The 16,921-nt window shown below is 68.5% G+C and carries 20 protein-coding genes; 6 read left to right on the top strand and 14 right to left on the bottom strand.

The genetic code is table 11. The annotated features are described in order from the left end of the window. The 5 genes from GVY41_RS01980 to GVY41_RS20480 all read right to left on the bottom strand — a co-directional run bounded on the left by GVY41_RS01980 (position 1) and on the right by GVY41_RS20480 (position 3,112). Entirely contained in the window at positions 1-606 is a 606-nt protein-coding gene (locus GVY41_RS01980; RefSeq protein WP_161342847.1) for a pyridoxamine 5'-phosphate oxidase family protein, read from the bottom strand. Between the two features lie 12 nt (positions 607-618). Further along, on the bottom strand, positions 619-1,347 hold the full coding sequence (locus tag GVY41_RS01975; RefSeq protein ID WP_170301077.1) for a lysophospholipid acyltransferase family protein: 729 nt from the start codon (positions 1,345-1,347) through the stop codon (positions 619-621). Next, a complete protein-coding gene (locus tag GVY41_RS01970; RefSeq protein WP_161342843.1) occupies positions 1,347-2,252 on the bottom strand; it encodes a cell division protein FtsX in 906 nt (301 codons plus the stop codon). The genes GVY41_RS01975 and GVY41_RS01970 overlap by 1 nt, the downstream gene beginning before the upstream one ends. Beyond that, positions 2,249-2,920: a cell division ATP-binding protein FtsE gene (locus GVY41_RS01965; protein WP_161342841.1), complete on the bottom strand. Its 672-nt coding sequence runs from the start codon at positions 2,918-2,920 to the stop codon at positions 2,249-2,251. Before GVY41_RS01965 ends, GVY41_RS01970 begins: the two co-directional genes overlap by 4 nt. A gap of 69 nt (positions 2,921-2,989) precedes the next feature. Continuing rightward, positions 2,990-3,112: a hypothetical protein gene (locus GVY41_RS20480; RefSeq protein WP_268234482.1), complete on the bottom strand. Its 123-nt coding sequence runs from the start codon at positions 3,110-3,112 to the stop codon at positions 2,990-2,992. A gap of 2 nt (positions 3,113-3,114) precedes the next feature. Between GVY41_RS20480 and GVY41_RS01960 the strand changes: the two genes are divergently transcribed. Further along, on the top strand, positions 3,115-4,209 hold the full coding sequence (locus GVY41_RS01960; protein WP_161342839.1) for a zinc-ribbon domain-containing protein: 1,095 nt from the start codon (positions 3,115-3,117) through the stop codon (positions 4,207-4,209). 8 nt (positions 4,210-4,217) lie between these two features. On the opposite strand, the gene GVY41_RS01955 is transcribed toward GVY41_RS01960, so the two are convergent. The 5 genes from GVY41_RS01955 to argH form a co-directional block, all read right to left on the bottom strand. After that, positions 4,218-6,770 (bottom strand): TIGR02302 family protein, encoded by a 2,553-nt coding sequence (locus GVY41_RS01955; RefSeq protein WP_161342837.1) that lies wholly within the window; start codon positions 6,768-6,770, stop codon positions 4,218-4,220. A gap of 46 nt (positions 6,771-6,816) precedes the next feature. Further along, positions 6,817-8,082, bottom strand: a complete 1,266-nt coding sequence (lysA, locus tag GVY41_RS01950; protein ID WP_161342835.1) for a diaminopimelate decarboxylase — start codon at positions 8,080-8,082, stop codon at positions 6,817-6,819. Continuing rightward, entirely contained in the window at positions 8,082-8,399 is a 318-nt protein-coding gene (locus tag GVY41_RS01945; protein WP_161342833.1) for a DUF2834 domain-containing protein, read from the bottom strand. Before GVY41_RS01945 ends, lysA begins: the two co-directional genes overlap by 1 nt. Before the next feature lie 282 nt (positions 8,400-8,681). Further along, positions 8,682-8,819 carry a hypothetical protein gene (locus GVY41_RS20065; protein WP_163535468.1) on the bottom strand — a complete coding sequence of 46 codons (138 nt, stop codon included), beginning with the start codon at positions 8,817-8,819 and terminating at the stop codon, positions 8,682-8,684. Further along, complete coding sequence (argH, locus tag GVY41_RS01940; protein ID WP_161342831.1) at positions 8,816-10,231, bottom strand: argininosuccinate lyase; 1,416 nt, start codon at positions 10,229-10,231, stop codon at positions 8,816-8,818. Before argH ends, GVY41_RS20065 begins: the two co-directional genes overlap by 4 nt. A gap of 34 nt (positions 10,232-10,265) precedes the next feature. On the opposite strand from argH, the gene GVY41_RS01935 reads away from it, so the two are divergent. Beyond that, positions 10,266-10,850, top strand: a complete 585-nt coding sequence (locus tag GVY41_RS01935) for a TlpA disulfide reductase family protein (RefSeq protein ID WP_161342829.1) — start codon at positions 10,266-10,268, stop codon at positions 10,848-10,850. Positions 10,851-10,914: 64 nt separating this feature from the next. On the opposite strand, the gene GVY41_RS01930 is transcribed toward GVY41_RS01935, so the two are convergent. After that, a complete protein-coding gene (locus GVY41_RS01930; protein WP_161342827.1) occupies positions 10,915-11,505 on the bottom strand; it encodes a DNA-3-methyladenine glycosylase I in 591 nt (196 codons plus the stop codon). Positions 11,506-11,577: 72 nt separating this feature from the next. Between GVY41_RS01930 and GVY41_RS01925 the strand changes: the two genes are divergently transcribed. The 4 genes from GVY41_RS01925 to yddG all read left to right on the top strand — a co-directional run bounded on the left by GVY41_RS01925 (position 11,578) and on the right by yddG (position 15,570). Continuing rightward, positions 11,578-12,426, top strand: coding sequence for an EAL domain-containing protein (locus GVY41_RS01925; RefSeq protein ID WP_229725888.1), 849 nt, complete (start codon positions 11,578-11,580; stop codon positions 12,424-12,426). A gap of 168 nt (positions 12,427-12,594) precedes the next feature. Continuing rightward, positions 12,595-13,770: an acetyl-CoA C-acetyltransferase gene (locus GVY41_RS01920; protein ID WP_161342826.1), complete on the top strand. Its 1,176-nt coding sequence runs from the start codon at positions 12,595-12,597 to the stop codon at positions 13,768-13,770. A gap of 88 nt (positions 13,771-13,858) precedes the next feature. Continuing rightward, positions 13,859-14,581, top strand: coding sequence for a beta-ketoacyl-ACP reductase (phbB, locus tag GVY41_RS01915; protein WP_161342824.1), 723 nt, complete (start codon positions 13,859-13,861; stop codon positions 14,579-14,581). Between the two features lie 110 nt (positions 14,582-14,691). Next, positions 14,692-15,570, top strand: coding sequence for an aromatic amino acid exporter YddG (gene yddG / locus GVY41_RS01910; RefSeq protein WP_161342822.1), 879 nt, complete (start codon positions 14,692-14,694; stop codon positions 15,568-15,570). 15 nt (positions 15,571-15,585) lie between these two features. On the opposite strand, the gene GVY41_RS01905 is transcribed toward yddG, so the two are convergent. The 3 genes from GVY41_RS01905 to GVY41_RS01895 form a co-directional block, all read right to left on the bottom strand. Then, the gene (locus GVY41_RS01905; protein WP_161342820.1) at positions 15,586-15,753 is read right to left on the bottom strand and encodes a YdcH family protein; all 168 of its coding nucleotides are present in this window, start codon (positions 15,751-15,753) and stop codon (positions 15,586-15,588) included. Positions 15,754-15,872: 119 nt separating this feature from the next. Next, positions 15,873-16,661, bottom strand: coding sequence for a tRNA1(Val) (adenine(37)-N6)-methyltransferase (locus GVY41_RS01900; protein WP_161342818.1), 789 nt, complete (start codon positions 16,659-16,661; stop codon positions 15,873-15,875). Position 16,662: 1 nt separating this feature from the next. Continuing rightward, positions 16,663-16,878, bottom strand: a complete 216-nt coding sequence (locus GVY41_RS01895; protein WP_161342817.1) for a putative signal transducing protein — start codon at positions 16,876-16,878, stop codon at positions 16,663-16,665. Positions 16,879-16,921 lie beyond the last annotated feature (43 nt).

The following is a 16,921-nucleotide window of genomic DNA, read 5'->3' as shown; positions in this document are numbered from 1 at the left end:
CTACCACATCGTCTTGGCGGCGCGCCCCGGCCATTCGGCGTCATACGCCGCCCCGCCGACCGCGCCCGCCGTCATCGCCGCAAGGATCTGCCCCGGCGTCGGCAACCCGGCGCTTTCGTCAACGCCCGCCCACAGGCGCGAGCGCAGCAGGGCCCGGGCGCATTGGAAATACACCTCGTCCAGCGCGATCACCGTCACCGTTCGCGGCGCGCGGCCCTCGCGGCCGAAGCTGCCGCACAGGCCGGCATCCGCCGTCACCCGCGCCCGGCCGTTGACCCGGATCACGTTGACCGAGCCCGGGATCATGAACATCAGGCTCACCCGCCCGTCGCGGACGATGTTGCGCAGGCTGTCGATACGGTCATTCCCGCGCCAGTCGGGCAGCGCCAGCGTGCGGTCATCCAGCACCCGCACCACCGGGCCCTCATCGCCGCGCGGGCTGGCATCGGTACCCTCGGGCCCGACGGTGGACAGGATGCAGAAGCGCGAGCGTTCGATCCAGTCCCGGTATTCGGGGATCAGCCGGCCCGCGACCTTGGTGGTCGAGGATGGCTGCGGCACGCCATACTGCGCGGCCAGATCGTCCAGCGTGTCGATGAACTGCATCCAGGTGCCCTTTCAGCGCGGAAGATATCCCGCCTCGGCCATAAGCCGATCCGATGACGCCTCCACGACAGCCTCCAGCTCGGCCATGAACTCGGGCATCGGCTTGCCGGGCTCGATTGCCGGCAAGAACTCCACCACCGCCAGCCCCGGCTTGCGCAAGATGCCCCTGCGCGGCCAGAACAGGCCGACATTGGTGCCCGCCGGCACGCAGGGTTGCCCCAGCTGGCCGTAGAGGATCCCGGTGCCGGCCTTGTAGGGCATGTCGGCCCCCGGCGCGACGCGGGTGCCTTGCGGGTAGATGATCAGCTGCCCCGGCTCTGCCGCGCCGCTGCGGACATCGGCCAGCATCTGCGAGATCGCCTGCCCGCGCTTGCCGCGGTCCACCGGCACGCAGCCGATCTTCACCGCATACCAACCCAGGATCGGGGCGCGCAGCAGCTCTTTCTTCATGATGAACTTGGGCCGCGGCACCACGCTGACGATGAGGATGATGTCGAAGAAGCTCTGATGCTTCGACGCGATCAGCACCTCGCCGGTCGGCACTTCGCCCCGCACTTCCGAGTGCAGGCCCAGCATCCAGCGCGCGCTCCAGCGCACCCACCGGCACCAGCAATGCACCGCGTCAAAGGCCGCCTCGCGGCGGAACGGTACCTGCGGCGTGAACCACAGCGCCATCAGCGCCATCATCGGATAGATCTGCGCCACGAACAGCAAGGACCGAAGCCACTGCAGCGCAGCCATCACATCAGCCCCTTCAGCGCTCGCAGCGCCGCCGCGCGCGTGGCAGCAAAGGCCACGCCCGCCGCCATCAGCGGCAGCAGCAGCGGCCAGATCCATTCGCCGCCCTCGAAGCTGAGTCCGGTCAGGAAGCCCTCGCCATCATCCCCCGCCGGGATCAGCGCCACCGCGATCATCGCCAGCGCCGCCCCCACCGCCGCACCGCCCGCCGCGCGCAGGGTGAAGCGGCGCACGAAGGCCCGCGCGATATACACATCGCGCGCCCCCACCAGCCGCAGCACCCGGATCACCTGCCCGTTCGCCGCCAGCGCCGCCTGCGCCGCCAGCGTGATCATCGCCGCCATCGCCGCCCCGATCAGCAGCAGCGAACCGGTGGCCAGCAGCTTCATCCGCCCCGCCGCCGCCACCAGCGGCCGGCGCCAGCGGTCATGGTCATCCAGCACCGCGCCCGGCGCCTCGGCCTGCAGCCGCAGCCGCAACCCCTCGGCATCGAAGCCACCGCCGCCCTCGACCAGCTCGATCAGCGCCGGGATCGGCAGCGTCTCTACCGGCAGGTCCGGCCCGAACCACGGCGCCAGCAGCGCCTGTGTCTCCTCGGGCGGCAATTGCCGGGCCGAGGCGATGCCCGGCGTCGTCTCCAGCACGCCCATCACCGCCGTCACCTGCCGGTCGATCTGGTCCTGCGGCGCCGACACCCGGATCGTCGCCGACTGCGCCAGCGCATCCGACCAGCGATCCGACAGCCGCCCCGCGGCAAAGGACAGCGCCAGCGCGAACACCGCCAGAAACGCCATCGCCGCGGCGGCAAACACCGTCAGCCGCGCGGTAAAGCCCGAGGGCGGCACCACCCGGTCCGATTGCAGATCCGAAGCCAGGAAGGCGCGTGCCAGAACCAGATAACGCTTCACAGATCCGCCCCCGCCAGATGCAGCCGCCGGCCCTTGATCCGCAGCACCCGCGCCGCGACCTGCGCCTTGGCGCTGCGGATCAGGTTCATGTCATGGGTGGCGATCACGATGGTCTTGCCCATCCGGTTCAACTCGACCAGCAGCGTCAGCAATTTCAGCGACATCTCCCAATCGACGTTGCCCGTGGGCTCATCCGCCAGGATCACGTCGGGCGCCATGATCACCGCCCGCGCCAGCGCCGCCCGCTGCCGCTCACCGCCCGACAGCGCTGGCGGCAGGCTGTCCATCTGCGCCTTCAGGCCCACCCAGCCCAGCAGCTCCACCAGCTCGCGCGTGTCGATCTCACGGTCTGCTACCGTCAGCGGCAGCGCGACATTCTCGGCCAGCGACAGATGGTCCAGGAACTGGCAATCCTGATGCACCACGCCCACCCGTCGCCGCAGCAGCGCGATATCGTCGCGCGCCATCGAGCGGACATCATTGCCAAATGCCGTGACCTGCCCGGCCGAAGGCATCAGCTCGGCATAGAGCAGCTTCAGGAAGGTGGTCTTGCCCGCGCCCGACGGCCCGGTCAGGAAATGGAAGGAACCCGGCGCCAGCTTCAGCGACATTTCGGTCAGCAGCTCGCCGCTGCCATAGCCATAGCTGACATTCTCAAGCTCGATCACTGGTCTCTCCACCCCTCGGTGCCGTTTGCGGAAGTGCCGACAAATGCTTGGATAACCGCCATTTGCTTGCTACAACACTCCGAAGACGTTGACCAGAACGGCTGATTGCGCCGCGAGGCCCTGCCCGGGGAAACCCGCGAAAAGGCGCCGGCCGGCGGCATTGGCGGCAAACAGGGGCAGGTCGAGGAACATCAATGCGGCTGACATGCCCGAACTGCGCGGCGCAATACGAGGTCGATGACCGGGTGATCCCGGCCGCCGGGCGCGACGTGCAATGCTCCAATTGCGGCCAGGCCTGGTTCCAGCCCCCCGCGGGCGCCGAGTTCGCCGAAGCGCCGGAACCCGAGGCCGATCTGCCCTTCGAGGATGCCGCCTCCACGGCGCAACCCCTGCCCGAAGCCCCCGCCGACGCCGATGACATGCATGAGGCGGAAGACCCGGCCTGGCCCGATCTCGGCTCGGATCTCGACCTCTCCGGCAGCCCCGAGCTGTCGACCGAGGCCGAAGCCGCCCTCGCTGCTGCGCTGGATGACACGCCCGAGGCCACGCTTGCGGACGAGGCCGAGGATTGGCCCGCCGATGAATGGACCGAGGATCAGACATCGGTGCCGGCAGACACGGCGCCAGTTCCCGCCGAGATGCCCGCTGCCGGGCTCGCCGCCGCCGCGATGGCCGCAGCCCCCGCAAATCCCTCCCCCCGCCCCGAAGCCGAGCTGCGCCGGCGCAGCATCGACGAGGCCGTGCTGAGCGTGCTGCGCGAAGAGGCGGAACGCGAGGTCCGCGCCCGCCGCGGCGAAAATCCCGGGCTCGAGACCCAGGCCGAACTGCCGCTGGCACCTGCCGCCCCGCGCCGTGAACGGCCCGCGCCCCTTCCCGAAGCCGTCGAACCCGATGCCACCGAACGCGGCGCCACGCTGCGCGGCGAGGATCCCGAGCTGGAGGCGGAAATCGCCGCCGCCAACCGCCCGCCGCGGCGTGAACTGCTGCCGGATATCGAGGAAATCAACTCCACCCTGCGCGCCACATCCGAACGCGGCCGCGAGGCCGCAGCCGTGGACGCGCCCGAAACCCTGCGCCGCCGCCGTAGCGGCTTCCGCCTCGGCTTCGGCCTGTCGCTGGGGCTGGTGCTGGTGTTGCTCGGCGTCTATCTCAGCGCCCCGCGGATCAGCGCCCAGCTTCCGGGCGCGGCGCCCGCGCTGGCGGGATATGTCGGCGCCGTGGACCGCGGCCGCATCTGGCTGGACCGCACCGTCGCCACCCGGATCGAGGCGCTGTCCACCGCGGACTGACGCGCGCCCTAGAACCTGTCCAGCAGCCTGCGCAGATAGTCCAGCTCCAGCTCGGGCCGCTCCTGCTCGCCCGCGCGGCGGCGGATCTCGTCCAAGAGGTCGCGGGCGCGGCGATAGACATCCTCGCCCTGCAGCATGTTCTCATCCGATCCGCTGCGCCCGGCGCGGCCGATGGTCCGCCCCAGCGGGTCGCGGTCACCGCCGGCGCCCTCCTGTGCCTGCCGCTCTTCGCCGGGCCCGGGCTCACCGGGCTGGCGCTCGCCGCGTTCTTCGGCCAGCGCCTCGCCAAGGCTGCGCATCCCTTCGCGCAGCTCCTCGATCGCCTCGGCCTGCCGGTCGATGGCGCTGCCGGTGTCGCCCTCGCGCAGCGCGCGTTCCGCCTCGTCCATCGCACGGCCCGCCCGGTCCAGCGCGCCGCGGGCGGCATTGCCGCTCTCGGTACCTTGCCCCGGAAGCCCGCCCTGCTGGCGTTCCAGCTCATCGCGCAGCGCCTGCTGGCGGTCGGCAAGGCTGCCCTCGCCTTGGCCCTGCCCCTGCCCTTCGCCCTGCTCGCCCTCACCCGGCTGCTGGCCTTCACCCTGCTGGCCCTCGCCCGGCTGCTGGCCGCCCGGATTGAACTGCTCCTGCAGGTCGCGGAAGGTCTCGTCCGACAGTCCCTGCTGGTCGCGCAGCGTTTCCGCCAGATCCTGCATCGCCTGACCGCCGGGCATGTCGCCCTCGCCGCCCTCGCCTTGGGTCACGCGCATGTTCTGCATCATGCGGTTCAGCTGCTCCAGCAGCTCCTGCGCCTCGGCCATGCGGCCCTCTTCCATCAGGCGCTGGATCTCGTCCATCATCGCCTGCAACTGGTCGCCGGTGATCTGCTGGCCCTCGCCCTGCGCCATCTGATCCCCGGGCTGCTGCTCGCCCTGCTGCGCCAGCTGGCGGATATAGGCATCCGTCGCCTCGCGCAGCTCGTCCATCAGTTCGGCGATCTCCTCGGGCGAGGCGCCGTTGCGCATCGCCTCCGACAGTCGTTCCTGCGCCCGTTCCATCCGCTCCAGCGCATCCGACAGCCCGCCATCCTCGACCAGCACCGCAATTTCCCACAGCGCCTCGGCCAGCTCATCGCGCAAGCTGGGGTCCAGCGGGCCTTCGGCGATCCCTGCCTCCAGCCGCCGCATCGCCACGCGCAGCATCAGATAGGCGCGCTGGTTGCGGAAGAAGCCCTCGGGCCGGTGGCTGATGGTGCGAAGCACCTGCAGGGTCCGCGGCGCGTTCTCGGCCGACCACAGCAGGTCGCGCCGCATCTCGATCACGGCAGCGGCCAGCGGGTCGAAGAACCGCCGCCCCGGCAGCGGCAGCTCGCGGGTCTCGGACTGCCCGGTCTGGCCAAGGCCGTCCTCCACCGTCAGCGACAGCTTGACCGGAAGGTTCGCCCAGGGGTGCTTGGAGGCATTCTCGATCAGCAGCTCGGTGAACTCCGCCCGGTTGCCAGAGATCGGCAGCGGCAGGTCCAGCACATGCGGCTCGCGCGGTTCGGGCTCGGTCGCAAGGCCAAAGCGGCGGTCCACCTTCTCGATGTCCAGCACGAACTCCGCCTGCCCCGCGGCGATCTGGAAATCGTCACGCGCACTGAACGGCTGGGTCATCTCGCCATCCGCCTCGCGCTCGATATCCCCCGCAAAGGTCACGCTTGGCGCGGCATCGGGCAGCACCGTCACCGCAATCTCGCGCCCGCCCGGTCCGTCGATACGCACGGTCCCGGTCTGCGCGGCGGCGAATTCGGCCGATCGGGGGCCGTCCTCGGCCGGCTCCGCCACTGGCGCCTCGCCCGCCGAAATCGTCTCGTCCAGCGCAATGGCCCCGGCAGAGCCGTAGAAGCGGAAGGTAAACAGGCTGCCCTCGGGCACTTCCAGCGTCGCCGCCTCGATGGCGTTGAGGTAGAGGCTCGGCCGTCCGGTATAGGCGGGGGGTTCCACCCAGCCCTCCCAGCTTGGCCCGGCGGCGGCCTGCGCGGGCGTGCCGCCCGCCGCGATGGTGGCAACCTCGCCCACCCGTCCCGGCGCGCCGAAGATCAGCGCCATCACGAATCCGGTCAGCGCGACATAACGCAGGCCAAAGCGGTCCCGCGAGGCCAGCCGCAGATCGGGCGCCGCCGCCCGTGCCGCGGCCGCCCGCGCCGCCATCCGCTGCAGATGCGCGCGCCAGACGGCGGCCGAGGCGGCGTCGCCAGCCCCAAGCGCCTGCGCATCGGTCAGCGCTGCCAGCGGATGCCCGGGCAAGGTGCCGTCCAGCCGCGCCATCGCCTCGGCGCGCGAGGGCCAGCGGAAGCGCCGCAGCCCCAGCACCAGCGCGGCCAGCAGAGCAACGGCCAAGGCCAAGGCCAGCCCCCACAGCGCGCCTTGCGTCAGGTGATCCTGCACGCCGAACGCGAGCGCCGCGGCGACAGCCAGCAGCAGCGTCGAGACCGGCCAGAAGCAGCGCGCCAGCCGTTCTGCAGCCATTGCAGCGCGGGTCAGCCGCAAGGGCCGGGCGATGCGCGCCAGCGCCTGCGCGGTGATCGTGTTTGGGTCGGTCATGCCGGGTGTCGGTCCGCGTCCGGGGCCGAATGCGCAGGATTGCGCGTCACAGCCATTCGGGGATGGTATCGCGGTTGAGGATTTCGTCAAACGTCGGGCGGGCCCTTATGACGGCGAAGTGATCCCCGCGGACCAGAACCTCGGGCACCAGCGGGCGGGTGTTGTATTCGCTGGCCATCACCGCGCCATATGCCCCGGCCGAGCGGAAGGCGACCAGATCCCCCGCCGCCAGCGCTGGCAGGTGGCGCGCCTTGGCGAAGGTATCCCCGGTCTCGCAGACCGGGCCCACCACGTCGAAGGGCTGCGCCGCCGCGCCTGCCGCCGGCTCCACCACCGGCACGATATCATGATGCGCGCCATACATCGACGGGCGCACCAGATCGTTCATCGCCGCATCGAGGATCAGGAAATCCCGCCCCTCCCCCGCCTTCACATAGATCACGCCCGACACCAGCAGCCCGGCATTGCCCGAAATCAGCCGCCCCGGCTCGATCTCGATCTCGCAGCCGAGGTCCCCCACCGTCCGCTTGATCAGCGCGCCATACTCCACCGGCAGCGGCGGCGCCTCGTTCGAGCGGGTGTAGGGAATCCCCAGCCCCCCGCCCAGATCCAGCCGCCGGATGTCATGCCCGTCGGCCCGCAGCGCCCGCGTCAGGTCCGCGACCTTCAGATAGGCCTGCTCGAACGGCGCCAGATCGGTCAGCTGGCTGCCGATATGCACATCGACGGCGCAGACATCTATCCCCGGCAGCCGCGCCGCCAAGGCATAAACCTCGCGCGCCTTGGCAATCGGGATGCCGAACTTGTTCTCGCTCTTGCCGGTCGCGATCTTCTCATGGGTCTTCGCATCGACGTCCGGGTTCACCCGCAGCGCGATCGGCGCGACAACCCCCATCCCCGCCGCGATCTCGGACAGCGCCAGCAACTCCGGCTCCGACTCCACGTTGAACTGCCGGATGCCGCCCTCCAGCGCCAGCCGCATCTCAGCTTTCGTCTTCCCCACGCCCGAGAACACGATCCGCCCGCCCGGCACGCCCGCCGCCTTCGCGCGCAGGTATTCGCCGCCCGAGACGACATCCATCCCCGCGCCCAGATCCCCCAGCACCTTCAGCACCGCGACATTGCTGTTCGACTTGACCGCAAAGCACACGAGATGCGGCAGCGGGTCCAGCGCCTCGGTAAACAGCCGGTAGTGCCGCTCCAGCGTGGCGGTGGAGTACACGTAGAACGGCGTGCCCACCGCCGCGGCGATCTCGGGGATCGCCACATCCTCGGCATGGAGGATGCCGGAACGATACAGGAAATGGTCCATCAGCTCACCCGTCCGCTGCGCAGGAAAAGATAAAGCGGCAAGCCGCAGGACACCCCGATGCAGACCGTCGCCGGCAGTGCCAGAAGCGCGATCCAGTTGCGCCGCACCCAGATCTCGGCCAACGCCCAGACGATCAGCGCAATCGCGGCGATCATCAGGTCCCAGACCATGCCGGTGGTGGCCGCATTCACGAACCAGGCGTCGATCATGCCGCCAAGGCTCCAGCCATTGGCCGACAGCCAGTCGAGGTAATGGCGCATCGGCAGCACCGTGCCGGCGATGGCGAGCGCAAGATAGGTCAGACGCAGCAAGGACATGGCCGGGGCACCTGCAGGGGGTTATGGGTCGGGTCTAAAGCATCGGCCGGTGCAAGGAAAGCGGGGTGCGCGTGGGAAAGCAGTCTGGGCTTGAGAGCCTTCCTTCCTTGCCCGGAACAAGGCGCTTCAGCGCCGCCGGGCAGCGCCCGTCCGCCCCCCTCGGGCGGGCGCTCGGCAACGCCTGCGCCTAGAACGCCGGTGGAGGTGGGCCGCACCATAAAGCGCCTAGAACGAGCGTCGCTGCGCCCACCCGGCGGACGGGCGCAGCCCTCTGACTGCGCCTCACATCCGCCCCGTCACCCCGAACTGCGCCGTTCCGCTCACCGTCACCCCCGGCGCATCGCCCGAAGGCGCCACCGGCGGCCCATCGGCCCCGCATGCCGCCAGCGCCAGCAGCGCCAGAACAACCATCCGTGTCATCGCACCTCTCCCAGCCGCTCGCGCCACCGCGCCACCTGCGCGCGCACCTGATCGGGCGCGGTCCCACCATAGCTTTGCCGGCTGGCGACCGAGTTGTGAACCCCCAGCACCGAATAGACCTGCTGGTCGATCCCGGCATGGGCCGACTGCATCTCGGCCAGCGTCAGCTCCGGCAGGTCACAACCTTTGCCCTCGGCCAGCGCCACCAGCGCGCCGGTGACGTGATGCGCCTCGCGGAACGGCAGGCCCAGCTCGCGCACCAGCCAGTCGGCCAGATCGGTCGCCGTCGAAAAGCCGCTCGCCGCCGCCTTCTCGAGGTTCTCGACCCGCGCCGTCATGTCGCGCACCATCCCCTCCATCGCCGCCAGCGCCAGCATCAGCGTATCGGCGGCGTCGAAGACCTGTTCCTTGTCTTCCTGCATGTCCTTGGAATAGGCCAGCGGCAGCCCCTTCATCACCGTGAACAGCGCCACCGTCGCCCCCAGAATCCGGCCGATCTTGGCGCGGATCAGCTCTGCCGCATCGGGATTCTTCTTCTGCGGCATGATCGACGACCCGGTGGAAAACCTGTCCGACAGCGCCACGAAGCGGAACTGCGCCGAGGACCAGATCACCAGCTCCTCCGCAAACCGGCTCAGGTGCATCGCGCAGATGGAAGACGCCGCCAGAAACTCCAGCGCGAAATCCCGGTCGCTGACCGCATCGAGGCTGTTGGCCATCGGCCGGTCGAAACCAAGCGCCTCGGCCGTCATGTGCCGGTCGATGGGGAACGAGGTGCCGGCCAGCGCCGCCGCCCCCAAGGGGCTCTCGTTCATCCGCGCGCGGGCATCGGCAAAGCGGCTCATGTCTCGCCCGAACATCTCGACATAGGCCATCATGTGATGCCCCCATGTCACCGGCTGCGCTGTCTGCAGATGGGTGAAGCCCGGCATCACCCAGGCGGCGCCAACCTCTGCCTGCCCCAGCAGCGCGCCGATCAGCGCCTGAAGGCCCTGCCCCGCCGCATCGCATTGCTCGCGCACCCACAGCCGGAAATCGGTCGCCACCTGATCGTTGCGGCTGCGCGCCGTGTGCAGCCGCCCGGCAGGCTCGCCGATGATCTCCTTCAGCCGCGCCTCCACGTTCATGTGGATGTCTTCCAGCGCCACCCGGAACGGGAACTCCCCGCCCTCGATCTCTGACAAGACCGTGAGCAGGCCTTCCCGGATCGCCGCCGCATCGCTATCGGTGACGATGCCCGTGGCTGCCAACATGGCGGCATGGGCCCGGCTGCCGCGGATATCCTGCGCGTAAAGCCGCTTGTCGAACGAGATAGAGGCGTTGATCGCCTCCATGATCGCGTCCGGCCCTGCGGCGAAACGCCCGCCCCACATCTGGTTGGAGGGCTGGTTATCCTTGGCGCTGTCGGTCATGTCGGTCCTGTCCCCGGCCCCCGAAGGAGGCAAAATGCGTCTGATCCGTTCCGCCGTCCTCTACACGGCCCTTGTGCTTGGTGCAAATGCCGCAGCCCTTGCGATTGGCGCGAATCCCGCATTCGCCGCGCCCGACCTTGCGCCCTTCCTGCAGGGCGACATGCGCAAGCTGGTGCTGGCGAACGAACCCGCCGCGCCGCTGGACGCCGTGGTGATCGACGAAGCCGATGCCGAGGTGCCGCTGGCCGACTACCGCGGCAAATACGTGCTGCTGAACTTCTGGGCCACATGGTGCGCCCCCTGCCGGGCCGAGATGCCGGCGCTCGACCGGCTGCAGGCAGAGCTTGGCGGGGATCGTTTCGCCGTCGTCACCATCGCCACCGGCCGCAACCCGGTGCCCGCGATCAAGGATTTCTTCGCGGATGAGGAGATCACCCAGCTGCCGATGCTGCGCGACCCCAAGCAGGCGCTCGCCCGGCAGATGGCCGTGCTCGGCCTGCCGGTCACCGTGATCCTCGATCCCGAGGGGCGCGAGATCGCGCGGATGCAGGGCGACGCGCATTGGGACGGGCCAGAGGCCAAGGCGCTGATCGGCGCGCTGATCGCCACTGAGGAGTAAGGGGTCGGGCCCGTCCGGAAAATCGTATGTATGGTTGCCATATGGTTTCCATACGCTTTCCAGATCAGCCCAGCCGGAACCCCGCCCCCATATCTAGGACCCGCTCATGGCAGCGGCAGGTCACGATATGGTCGTTCACCATCCCCGTCGCCTGCATGAAGGCATAGACAATCGTCGGCCCGCAAAAGCGAAACCCAGCCTTTTTCAACGCCTTGGACATCGCTTCTGCCTCGGCTGTCGTCGTCGGAACCTCGCCCATCGTCGCCCGCCGCGGCTGCAGGGGCGCGCCGCCGACAAAGCCCCACAGGAACGGCGCAAACCCCTGTTCCTGCTCGATTTTCAGGTAAGCCCGCGCATTCCCGATCGTCGCCTCGATCTTCCCCCGATGCCGCACGATCCCCGGATTTGCCAGCAGCCGCAGCACATCCTGCTCGCCCCACCCGGCGATGACTTGCGGATCAAACCCCTGAAAAGCATCGCGAAATCCGTCCCGCTTCCGCAGGATGGTGATCCAGGCCAGCCCGGCCTGAAACCCGTCCAGCACCAACTTCTCCCACAGCGCCCGCCCGTCCGGCTCCGGCACGCCCCATTCCTCGTCATGATACGCGACATAGAGCGGATCGCTCCCGCACCAGCTACATCTTGTGTCGTCCATCCGGTCCTCCGCCTCTTCACCCCATCTTAACCCGCCCGGCCCGATAAATCCCGCGTGGTGACGGAGGGTTCGATGCGCAGACCGGATGACATGCAGGCCCTCGATGTGCCAGCCGAGTTGCAAAGCCCGCTGGCCTTCGCCGTGGCCGAGCGCAAGCGCAGCACCATCGAGATGGTGCGCACCGCCATCGACCGTCAAGATGTTGTGCTGGCCTTCCAGCCCGTTGTTCAGGGCGCAAAGCCAGGTACCGTCGCCTTCTACGAAGGGTTGATCCGTGTGCTGGATGAAACCGGCCGGGTGATTCCCGCCGCCGATTTCATCGAAACCGTCGAAACCTCGCCCCTTGGCCGCAAGATCGACTGTCTGGCGCTGGAAATGGGCCTGATCGCGCTGGCGGAAAACCCTGCGCTACGGCTCGCCATCAACCTCTCTGCCCGCTCCATCGGCTATCCGCACTGGATGCAGGTGCTGACCGACGGGCTGCGCACCGACCCCACGGCCGGCGAGCGGCTGATTCTGGAGATCACCGAATCCTCGGCGATGATGCTGCCGGACCTCGTTTGCGCCTTCATGCATGACCAGCAATGCAGGGGCATCTCCTTTGCCCTCGATGACTTCGGCGCCGGTCACACCTCGTTCCGCTATCTGCGCGAGTTCTACTTCGACCTCGTGAAGATCGACGGACAGTTCATCCGTGGCATCGCCGACAACCCGGACAACCAGGTCCTGACCGAGGCGCTGCTGTCGATCTCACGGCATTTCGACATGTTCACCGTCGCCGAGGCCGTCGAAACCGCCGAGGATGCCGCCTATCTTCAGGGCATCGGCTTCGACTGCCTGCAGGGCTATTACTTCGGCGCGCCGACGATCCAGCCGCCCTGGCGCTCTCCGGCACCGCAGAGGCTGCTGCAAGCCGGATGAGGGGCCCGTGCCAACCTGTCGCGGGCTCTGGGCGCATGGCGAGGTTGCAGCGCCGACCCCGCCATTGCGCTTGACCCAAGGTTTCCTTAGGTCATTCTGCGACACAGCGTCGGGAGGGCGCTTCCGGGTCCCTCCTGCACCATTTCCGTGCCAAGGGAGAGGACCCTCATGACCAATGTCGTAATCGTTTCGGCGGCCCGCACGGCCGTTGGCAGTTTCAATGGGGCCTTTGCCGCCACGCCGGCCCATGACCTCGGCGCCGCCGTGCTGGAGGCCGTGGTCGCGCGCGCCGGGATCGAGAAATCCGATGTCTCGGAAACCATCCTCGGCCAGGTGCTGACCGCTGGCCAAGGCCAGAACCCCGCCCGCCAGGCGCATGTCAATGCCGGCCTGCCCAAGGAAAGCGCCGCCTGGTCAATCAACCAGGTCTGCGGCTCGGGCCTGCGCGCCGTCGCGCTCGGCGCGCAGCATGTGATGCTGGGCGATGCCGCCATCGTCGCCGCCGGCGGGCAGGAGAACATGTCGCTCTCGCCCCACGTCGCGCATCTGCGCCAAGGCTACAAGATGGGCGACGTGTCCTTCATCGACTCGATGATCCGCGACGGGCTCTGGGATGCGTTCAACGGCTACCACATGGGCCAGACCGCCGAGAACGTGGCGAACCAGTGGCAGATCAGCCGCGAGATGCAGGACGAATTCGCCGTCGCCAGCCAGAACAAGGCCGAGGCGGCGCAGAAGGCCGGCAAGTTCGCCGATGAGATCATCGCCTTCACCATCAAGACCCGCAAGGGCGAGACGGTGGTGGATGCCGACGAATACATCCGCGCCGGCGCCACGCTCGACTCGATGACCAAGCTGCGCCCGGCCTTCACCAAGGACGGCACCGTCACCGCCGGCAACGCCTCGGGCCTCAACGACGGCGCCGCCGCCGTGATCCTGATGTCCGAGGATGAGGCCGCCAGGCGCGGGCTGACCCCGCTGGCGCGCATCGCCTCCTATGCCACTGCCGGGCTCGATCCGTCGATCATGGGCGTCGGGCCGATCCATGCCAGCCGCAAGGCGCTGGAAAAGGCCGGCTGGAAGGCCACCGACCTCGATCTGGTCGAGGCGAACGAGGCCTTTGCGGCGCAGGCCTGCGCCGTGAACAAGGACATGGGCTGGAACCCCGAGGTGGTGAACGTCAATGGCGGCGCCATCGCCATCGGCCACCCGATCGGCGCCTCGGGCGCGCGGATCCTCAACACGCTGCTCTTCGAGATGAAGCGCCGCGGGGCCAAGAAGGGCCTTGCCACGCTGTGCATCGGCGGCGGCATGGGCGTTGCGATGTGCATCGAAGGTCTGTGAAACTTTGTGATTTCAGCGCGCAATAATATTGCGCGCTGAAATCATTTTAGGTAACAGAGTTTCAATACATTTCCACGAGGGAGGAATCATGTCCAAAGTAGCACTCGTCACCGGCGGCACCCGGGGCATTGGCGCGGCGATCTCGCTGGCGCTTCAGGCGGCCGGTTACAAGGTCGCGGCAAACTATGCCGGCAATGACGAAGCCGCGGCGAAATTCACCGAAGAGACCGGCATCCCGGCCTATAAATGGTCGGTCGCCGATTACGACGCCTGCGCCGAGGGCATCGCACGGGTCGAGGCCGATCTGGGCCCCGTCGATGTGCTGGTTAACAATGCCGGCATCACCCGCGATTCGATGTTCCACAAGATGACCCGCCAGATGTGGCAGGAGGTGATGGACACCAACCTGTCGGGCCTGTTCAACATGACCCACCCGCTCTGGCCGGGGATGCGCGACCGCAAGTTCGGCCGCGTCATCAACATCTCGTCGATCAACGGCCAGAAAGGCCAGGCCGGGCAAGCCAACTACTCGGCGGCGAAGGCAGGCGATCTGGGCTTCACCAAGGCGCTGGCGCAAGAGGGCGCGCGCGCCGGGATTACCGTCAACGCGATCTGCCCGGGCTATATCGGCACGGAAATGGTGATGGCGGTGCCGGAAAAGGTGCGTGAGAGCATCATCGCGCAGATCCCGGTCGGCCGTCTGGGCGCGCCCGAGGAAATCGCGCGCTGCGTGGTGTTCCTTGCGGGCGACGATGCCGGCTTCATCACCGGCGCGACGATCAGCGCCAATGGCGGGCAGTACTTCGTCTGATTGCTTGCGAACGCTATGGGGCCGGCCCTGCGGGGCCGGCCCTTTCGCATTTTGGGGGCTTGCTTGCGGCAACGCAGCGCGGATGATGCGCGGGCATCCAGGAGCCCGCCATGACCCGCACCCGCGCCACCGCCTTCGGTTTCATCGCCATCCTGCTGTGGTCGCTGCTGGCGCTGTTCACCGTCGGCTCGGCCCCTGTGCCACCGCTGCTGCTGAACGCGCTGACCTTTGCTGTGGGCGGGGCGCTCGGGCTGGTCTGGGTGGCGCGCAGCGGCGGGTTCGGGCAGCTGCGGCGGGTGTCCTGGAAGGTCTATGCCTTCGGGACTGCCGGGCTTTTCGGCTATCACCTGTTGTATTTCTCGGCCCTGCGCATGGCACCGGCGGCCGAGGCGGGGCTGATCGCCTATCTCTGGCCGCTGCTGATCGTGCTGTTCTCGGGCCTGCTGCCGGGGGAAAGGCTAACCGGTTTGCACATCCTAGGCGCGACCGTCGCATTCGCCGGGGCGGCGCTGATCGTCGGCGGACGGCTCGTCGAGGGTGGCGTCACGTTGACAGAAACGGCGCTGGCCGGCTATGGCCTCGCTTTCCTCTGCGCCCTGACATGGGCGACCTACTCCGTGCTCTCGCGCCGACTGGGCGAGGTGCCCACCGCATCGGTCGCGGTGTTCTGTCTCGCCACGGCGGTGCTGTCCGCCGTGGCGCATGTGCTTACCGAAGCGACCGTCTGGCCGCAAAGCGGGGTGGGCTGGCTGTCGGTTCTGGCCCTCGGCCTCGGCCCTGTGGGACTCGCCTTCTACGTCTGGGATATTGGCGTGAAGAAAGGCGATATCCAAGTCCTCGGCACCGCATCCTATGCGGCGCCGCTGCTGTCGACGCTGGCCCTCGTGCTGGCGGGACAGGCGCAGGCGGACCTGCGGCTGCTGCTGGCGGCGGGGCTGGTTGCGGGGGGTGCGGCGCTGGCCGCCTGGGCCAGCGCGCGGGCTAAGTGATTGATATCCGTGCGATCAGGCCTGCGACAGGCGGCCGATCTCTTCCTTGATGCGAAGTTTCTTCTTCTTCATCTCGGCGATCATCAGATCATCGGTGGCCGGACTGCGCTGTGCGCTTTCCACCTGATCCGAAAGATGCTGATGCTTCTTGCGAAGTTCCGTCAGGTGCGAACTGAGAGTCATGGTCGTCTCCTTCTCCTGTTGAACCAGTCATAATTCCATCACACAACCTGAGTCGTGTCACGCGCCACGATGACCCACCCGGCGAATTCCAGTGTCGCCTGCCAATTCTTGCCGAAGTGCTAATCGCTGCGCAGCGATGCCCCGCCGCCTGCCCGAATTTCCAGCGCCGCCCCCTTGCGCAGGATCGCCGCCGCCATATCGGAATGGTTCTCGCGGTCGCCATCATGCGCTGCGCCGTCGTGCAGGACCAGCGGCGGTGCGAGCGTGAAGCGCCCGCGTCCGCCCTTGCGCGCCTGCACGATCACCCGCCCCGCCGGCCTCCCGATCCGCGCCACCAAGGGCAGCGCGGTGATGCTGCCGGTCCTGGCAGACAGGGCGACCAGCAGGTCTGGCAAGCGGTGCGCCTCCTGGATGATCGTCAGCCAGCCGCCCGGATGCAGCCGCCGCAACCCGGCCGCAACCCAGTCCGCCAAGGGGGTCGCCTCGCGCTGTGCCGTCTCGCGCCCCGGATCGGCGCAGGCGGTGCCGCCCCCCGCCGGATAGAAGGGCGGGTTGGCGATGACATGGTCGAAGCAGCGCGCCCGCAAAAGGGCGGGCATGGCGGCCAGATCCCCCTCCAGCACCTCCAGCGGCAGGCCATTGCGCGCGGCATTCTGGCGCGCCAGATCGGCATAGGCCGGCTGCAGCTCCAGCCCCGCCTGCACCAGCCCCGGCACCCGCGCCGCAAGGCACAGCGACGCCACCCCGGCCCCGCATCCCAGCTCCAGCACCGCCTGCCCCGGCTGCGCAGCGACGGCGGCGGCCAGAAACACCGGATCGGTCGCGGCGCGGTAGCCACTGCGCGGCTGCAGCACCCGCAGCCGCCCGCCCAGAAACCCGTCATCGGTCAGGTCATCCGCGGCGAACATGCTAAAGCTCGGTCCCGATCCCGTTATCGGCCAGCACGGCGCGCGCCAGGAACAGATCCTGGTCCCGCACCATGATCCGCCGCGGCAAGATGCCGATCGAGCCTTCAAGGACACTCATGTGGACGTCCATCTGAAACGCCGCTATACCCTCGCCCTGAAGCAGGACGGTGGCATAGGCGATCTTCGTGGGATCGTTGGTGCGCAAGAGTTCCTTCATGGTCCGCGACTAAAGGGCAGACGCCGGGAATTGTCGAGCGTCA

The sequence above is a fragment of the Frigidibacter albus genome (assembly GCF_009908165.1).
Classification (GTDB): domain Bacteria; phylum Pseudomonadota; class Alphaproteobacteria; order Rhodobacterales; family Rhodobacteraceae; genus Frigidibacter; species Frigidibacter albus.
Note: the sequence above shows the minus strand (reverse complement) of the source record. Positions and strands in the feature narration are given on the sequence as shown.

What these genes read in the sequence shown, in the direction of transcription:
- phbB (WP_161342824.1), top strand. Translation starts at nt 13,859, where the DNA reads ATGTCCAAAGTAGCACTCGTCACCGGCGGCACCCGGGGCATTGGCGCG.
- GVY41_RS01905 (WP_161342820.1), bottom strand. Translation starts at nt 15,753, where the DNA reads ATGACTCTCAGTTCGCACCTGACGGAACTTCGCAAGAAGCATCAGCAT.
- GVY41_RS20065 (WP_163535468.1), bottom strand. Translation starts at nt 8,819, where the DNA reads ATGACACGGATGGTTGTTCTGGCGCTGCTGGCGCTGGCGGCATGCGGG.
- GVY41_RS01920 (WP_161342826.1), top strand. Translation starts at nt 12,595, where the DNA reads ATGACCAATGTCGTAATCGTTTCGGCGGCCCGCACGGCCGTTGGCAGT.
- GVY41_RS01975 (WP_170301077.1), bottom strand. Translation starts at nt 1,347, where the DNA reads ATGGCTGCGCTGCAGTGGCTTCGGTCCTTGCTGTTCGTGGCGCAGATC.
- GVY41_RS01980 (WP_161342847.1), bottom strand. Translation starts at nt 606, where the DNA reads ATGCAGTTCATCGACACGCTGGACGATCTGGCCGCGCAGTATGGCGTG.
- GVY41_RS01930 (WP_161342827.1), bottom strand. Translation starts at nt 11,505, where the DNA reads ATGGACGACACAAGATGTAGCTGGTGCGGGAGCGATCCGCTCTATGTC.
- lysA (WP_161342835.1), bottom strand. Translation starts at nt 8,082, where the DNA reads ATGGACCATTTCCTGTATCGTTCCGGCATCCTCCATGCCGAGGATGTG.
- GVY41_RS01955 (WP_161342837.1), bottom strand. Translation starts at nt 6,770, where the DNA reads ATGACCGACCCAAACACGATCACCGCGCAGGCGCTGGCGCGCATCGCC.
- GVY41_RS01895 (WP_161342817.1), bottom strand. Translation starts at nt 16,878, where the DNA reads ATGAAGGAACTCTTGCGCACCAACGATCCCACGAAGATCGCCTATGCC.
- GVY41_RS20480 (WP_268234482.1), bottom strand. Translation starts at nt 3,112, where the DNA reads ATGTTCCTCGACCTGCCCCTGTTTGCCGCCAATGCCGCCGGCCGGCGC.
- GVY41_RS01945 (WP_161342833.1), bottom strand. Translation starts at nt 8,399, where the DNA reads ATGTCCTTGCTGCGTCTGACCTATCTTGCGCTCGCCATCGCCGGCACG.
- argH (WP_161342831.1), bottom strand. Translation starts at nt 10,231, where the DNA reads ATGACCGACAGCGCCAAGGATAACCAGCCCTCCAACCAGATGTGGGGC.
- GVY41_RS01900 (WP_161342818.1), bottom strand. Translation starts at nt 16,661, where the DNA reads ATGTTCGCCGCGGATGACCTGACCGATGACGGGTTTCTGGGCGGGCGG.
- GVY41_RS01960 (WP_161342839.1), top strand. Translation starts at nt 3,115, where the DNA reads ATGCGGCTGACATGCCCGAACTGCGCGGCGCAATACGAGGTCGATGAC.
- GVY41_RS01925 (WP_229725888.1), top strand. Translation starts at nt 11,578, where the DNA reads ATGCGCAGACCGGATGACATGCAGGCCCTCGATGTGCCAGCCGAGTTG.
- GVY41_RS01935 (WP_161342829.1), top strand. Translation starts at nt 10,266, where the DNA reads ATGCGTCTGATCCGTTCCGCCGTCCTCTACACGGCCCTTGTGCTTGGT.
- yddG (WP_161342822.1), top strand. Translation starts at nt 14,692, where the DNA reads ATGACCCGCACCCGCGCCACCGCCTTCGGTTTCATCGCCATCCTGCTG.